The organism is Streptomyces sp. 8L (genome assembly GCF_020176795.1).
GTDB lineage: Bacteria > Actinomycetota > Actinomycetes > Streptomycetales > Streptomycetaceae > Streptomyces.
The window spans coordinates 1-5,042 of the sequence record NZ_JAIUKE010000652.1 but is presented as its reverse complement, the minus strand read 5'-3'; the positions used below and the strand labels follow the sequence as shown (position 1 = coordinate 5,042).

Genomic DNA, 5,042 nt, shown 5'->3' with positions numbered 1-5,042 from the left:
CGGCTACGCCGGACTGCGGACCGCGGACGCCGAGCCCGGCGGGCACGCGGGCGGGGCGTCACCGGCTCCGGCGTTCCACCCGTGGAGCACCGCGCTGCGCACCGGCGCGGGCACCAGCCGTACGCCGGTCTGCACGGCAGGGGCCGCCTCCTCCGGCGCGCTGTACTGCTCGGCGCCCGGTGTCGTGGCGGCCCGGCTGGACGCCGCAGACGGGCACGTCGTGTGGTCCGTGTCCGGTCCCGGGAAGTCCGGCACGGCCGACACGGTCGCGGGCGACACGGGGCCCGTGCTCTCCGGCGGCTTACTGTACGTCACCGCGGCGGCGGACGGCGGCCGTCTTGAGGCGCTCGATCCGGCCACCGGCAAGCAGCGCTGGTCGGTGCCGCTCGCCGGCTTCCCGACCGTGCGGCACACCGCGGACGCCGTGTTCCTCGTCTCCGCCGACGGCCGGTCGGTCCGCTGCCTGGACGCCGCGACGGGCACGGTGCGCTGGTCGCGGCGGCTCGCGGCACGCGCCGGGGTGTGGGCGGACCCCGGCGGCGCGGGACCGGCGCTGTACACGGTCGTCCCGGCCCCCGACGGGGCGTCCTCCACGGTGAGCGCGCTGGACCCGGCGACGGGCTCCGCGCTCTGGTCCACCCGGGCCGACGGTGCCCTCACGCCGGTGGGCGGGAGCGGCGGGGCCCTGTGGGCGCTCTCGCAGCGGCCCGACGGGGCCACGGACGCGCTCGTACGGCTCGACGCCGCCGGCGCCCGGCGCGTCCGGCTCCCGCAGCCGGTGGACCAGGCGCAGGCCACCGTCGCGGGCGGGGCCGCCTACGTCATGTCGTACGCGGGGGCGCTGACCGCCCTCGACACCCGCGAGGGTGCCCGGCGGCCCGTGCTGTGGACGCTCCAGACGGCGGTGACCCAGGGGTCGCGCCCCACCGCCGACGCGGCGGGCCATGTGTTCGTGACGGCGGGCGACGGGCGGCTGCTCGCCGTCGACGCCCGGCGCGGCACGCTCCTCGCGGCGACCCCGCCCCGGCTCGGCGCCCAGCGGTCCACGGTCGCGGGGGCCCTCCCGCCGCCGCTCGTCACGTCGGGCGGCGCCGAGGTCGTCGCCCCGGCGCCGGACGGCTCGGTGTTCGCGCGGGACGCGCGCCGCCCCTCGGACTGGTGACCGGCGGGGGCGGCGTACGGGCGCCTCAGCCCAGGCGGGTGACGTCGCGCACGGCGCCGCGGTCCGCGCTCGTCGCCATCGCCGCGTACGCGCGCAGCGCCACGGACACCTTGCGGTCGCGGGCCCTCGGCGCGTAGACACCGTTCAACTCGGCGCGGCGCTCGGCCAGTTCGGCGTCGCTCACGAGGAGTTCGATCGCGCGCGACGGGATGTCGATACGGATGCGGTCGCCGTCGCGCACCAGCGCGATGGTGCCGCCGGAGGCGGCCTCGGGCGACACGTGCCCGATCGACAGGCCCGACGTACCGCCGGAGAAGCGGCCGTCCGTGATCAGGGCGCAGGTCTTGCCGAGGCCGCGGCCCTTGAGGTACGAGGTCGGGTAGAGCATCTCCTGCATACCGGGGCCGCCCTTCGGGCCCTCGTAGCGGATGACCACCACGTCGCCGTCGGTGACCTCCTTGCGCAGGATCTTCTCGACGGCCTCCTCCTGCGACTCGCAGACGACCGCGGGACCCTCGAACGTCCAGACCGACTCGTCCACGCCCGCCGTCTTCACGACGCAGCCGTCGACGGCGATGTTGCCGCGCAGCACGCCGAGGCCGCCGTCCACGCTGTACGCGTGCGCCACGTCGCGGATGCAGCCGCCCGCGGCGTCGGTGTCCAGCGAGTCCCACCGCTCGGACTGCGAGAACGCCTCGGCGGAGCGGACGCAGCCCGGCGCCGCGTGCCACAGCTCCAGGGCCTCGTCCGACGGCGAGCCGCCGCGCACGTCCCAGGTCTCCAGCCACGCCTTGACGCTCGGCGCGTGGACCGTGTGCACGTCCTCGTTGAGCAGGCCGCCCCGGTACAGCTCGCCGAGGATCGCGGGGATGCCGCCCGCGCGGTGCACGTCCTCCATGTAGTACGTGCCGCCGGGAGCCACGTTCGGCGCGACCTTCGCGAGGCACGGCACCCGGCGCGAGACCGCGTCGATGTCGTTCAGGCCGTAGTCGACGCCCGCCTCCTGCGCGGCGGCCAGCAGGTGCAGGATCGTGTTGGTGGAGCCGCCCATGGCGATGTCCAGCGCCATCGCGTTCTCGAACGCGGCGTGCGTGACGATGTTGCGCGGCAGGACCGACGCGTCGTCCTGCTCGTAGTAGCGCTTCGCCAGCTCGACGACGCTCGCGCCGGCCCGCTCGTACAGCGCGCGGCGCGCGGTGTGCGTGGCGAGGACCGAGCCGTTGCCCGGCAGGGCCAGGCCGATGGCCTCGGTCAGGCAGTTCATCGAGTTGGCGGTGAACATGCCGGAACAGGAGCCGCAGGTCGGGCAGGCGTTCTCCTCGATGCGGAGCATGTCGGTGTCCGACACCGACTCGTCCACCGCGTCCGACATGGCGTTGATCAGGTCGAGCTTGCGGACCGTCCCGTTGACCAGGGTGGCCCGGCCGGCCTCCATGGGGCCGCCGGAGACGAAGACCGTGGGGATGTTCAGGCGCATGGCGGCCATCAGCATGCCCGGCGTGATCTTGTCGCAGTTCGAGATGCAGATCAGCGCGTCGGCGCAGTGCGCCTCGACCATGTACTCGACGGAGTCCGCGATCAGGTCGCGCGACGGGAGCGAGTAGAGCATGCCGCCGTGGCCCATCGCGATGCCGTCGTCCACGGCGATCGTGTTGAACTCGCGGGGCACCGCGCCCGCCGCCTTGACGGCCTCGGAGACGATCCGGCCGACCGGCGCGAGGTGCGTGTGCCCCGGCACGAACTCGGTGAACGAGTTGGCGACGGCGATGATCGGCTTGCCGATGTCCTCGCTCGCTACGCCCGAAGCCCGCATAAGGGCGCGCGCGCCCGCCATGTTGCGGCCGTGGGTGACTGTGCGGGACCTCAGCTCGGGCATCTTCGCTCGCTCCTTCAGCAGACCTTCACCAGATGCGTCAGCACGAATGGCTTCCGTCGAGCGTACGCGCCCCCTCCAAGATCCGGACACGCCGTCCGGAATACGGGACACCTGTCCGAAGTCGCGGCCGTACGTTCCGACCGGCCCGAGCGCCTGTGCGGCCCGGCGGCCTCGGGCGGCCCCCGCGCCGTACGTCCTCACTGCTCCGTCAGGTGCCGCTGGAGCGTCGGGGCCACCCGGCGGACGATCTCCTCCGCGTCGACGCCCGCCAGTGGCTGCACGCCCACGACGTAGCGGAGCATCGCGATGCCGACCATCTGCGACGCCGCGAGCTCGGCGCCCAGCCTCGGGTCCGGGACGTCCAGCGCCCGCGCGATCGGCTCGAGCAGCCGGCGCAGCACGAACGACCGCAGGACGTCCGCCGCCGTCTCGTTCGTCAGCGCGGACCGCATCACCGCCAGGAGGGGCACCCGGGTGTCCTCGTCCTCCCACACCCCGAGGAAGTAGCGGGCCAGCCGCTCCCCGATGGCGTCGCGGTCGCCGTCCAGGACTCCGGGCACGCCCGTCGCGGGTTCGAAGGACACCGCGATCGCGGCACCGAAGAGCTGCTCCTTCGTGCCGAAGTAGTGGTGTACGAGGGCCGGGTCGACGCCGGCGGCGGCGGCGATGCCGCGCACGGACGTCCTGTCGTAGCCGTGTTCCGCGAACTCGCCGCGGGCCGCGGCGAGAATCCGCTCCCGCGCTCCCGGCCCGGCCCCCGCGGCGGCGCGGGCGGGGCGGCCCCGGCCGCGCCTGCCCGGTGTGGAGGCGGGCGCGGAGGCGTCGGAACCGCTCACGCCGTGCCTCCGATGCGGCGCGTACGCCCGCCGCGGCCCGGGCGGCGGACGCGGCCGGTACGCAGAGGGGCCTCGTCGGCGGCCTGGTCCGCGCCGCGCGGGGGGGGCGCGGCGGCGGGGCCCGTACCCGGCGCAGAGCCCGTACCCGACGCAAGGCCCGTACCCGCGCCGGGCCCCGTACCCTCGGCGGCTGTGGCGCCCGCGAGGTGGTGGCGCGCGAACGCGAGCGCCTCCGCGAGGTCGGCCTCGCGCTCCGCGACGGACATGGCCCTGCGCGTGTTGACCTCGATCACCACATGGCCGTCGAAGCCGCTCCCGGCCAGCCCGTGCAGCAGTTCCGCGCACGGCTGCTCGCCCCGGCCCGGCACCAGGTGCTCGTCCTTCGCGGACCCCTTGCCGTCCGCGAGGTGCACGTGCCCGAGCCGGTCGCCCATCCGGTCGACCATGGCGAGGGTGTCCGTGCGTGCGGTCGCCGTGTGCGAGAGGTCGACGGTGAAGTGCCGGTAGTCCTCCTTGGTGACGTCCCAGTCGGGCGCGTACGCCAGCATCTCGCGGTCCCGGTAGCGCCACGGGTACATGTTCTCGACCGCGAATCTGACGTCCGTCTCCTCCGCCATGCGCCAGATCCCCGAGACGAAGTCCCTGGCGTACTGCCGCTGCCAGCGGAACGGCGGGTGGACGACGACGGTGGAGGCGCCCAGCTTCTCCGCGGCGGCTCTGGCGCGCTGGAGCTTCGTCCACGGGTCGCTCGACCAGACGCGCTGCGTGATCAGCAGACAGGGCGCGTGGACCGCGAGGACCGGCACCTCGTGGTAGTCCGAGAGCCCGCGCAGGGCGTCGATGTCCTGGCTGACCGGGTCCGTCCAGACCATGACCTCGACACCGTCGTAGCCGAGGCGGCCCGCCATCTCGAAGGCCGTCGCGGTGGACTCCGGATAGACCGAGGCCGTGGACAGGGCGACCTTCGCGTTCGAAACGCGCTCCGCTGGATCTGCCGCTGGATTAGCCACTCGGACAGGGTACGGGCCCGTTCGCGCGGCCCGGCCCGGCCGGGGGGGGGGCCCCCCCCCCCCCCCGGGGGGGCGCGGCGGGCCGCGGCGGCCGGGGGGGGGCGGGGCCCCGCCGCGCGTGAGCACAAGAAGGAGAGCACCGGCCGCGCCAGGAAGGG

Annotated in this window: 4 protein-coding genes; 1 reads left to right on the top strand and 3 read right to left on the bottom strand. The window is 75.0% G+C overall.

Going from position 1 to position 5,042, the window contains the following annotated elements:
- Positions 1-1,162: outer membrane protein assembly factor BamB family protein (locus tag LCE31_RS36565; protein ID WP_225022257.1), on the top strand; the 1,162-nt coding region annotated here is incomplete at its 5' end.
- 25 nt (positions 1,163-1,187) lie between these two features.
- Here LCE31_RS36565 and ilvD read toward each other — a convergent pair.
- From ilvD to LCE31_RS36550, 3 genes are all read right to left on the bottom strand, one after another.
- Positions 1,188-3,038 (bottom strand): dihydroxy-acid dehydratase, encoded by a 1,851-nt coding sequence (ilvD, locus tag LCE31_RS36560; protein WP_225022255.1) that lies wholly within the window; start codon positions 3,036-3,038, stop codon positions 1,188-1,190.
- A gap of 197 nt (positions 3,039-3,235) precedes the next feature.
- Positions 3,236-3,874 (bottom strand): TetR/AcrR family transcriptional regulator, encoded by a 639-nt coding sequence (locus LCE31_RS36555; protein ID WP_225022253.1) that lies wholly within the window; start codon positions 3,872-3,874, stop codon positions 3,236-3,238.
- Entirely contained in the window at positions 3,871-4,782 is a 912-nt protein-coding gene (locus LCE31_RS36550; RefSeq protein WP_225022259.1) for a sugar phosphate isomerase/epimerase family protein, read from the bottom strand. Before LCE31_RS36550 ends, LCE31_RS36555 begins: the two co-directional genes overlap by 4 nt.
- Positions 4,783-5,042: the final 260 nt, after the last annotated feature.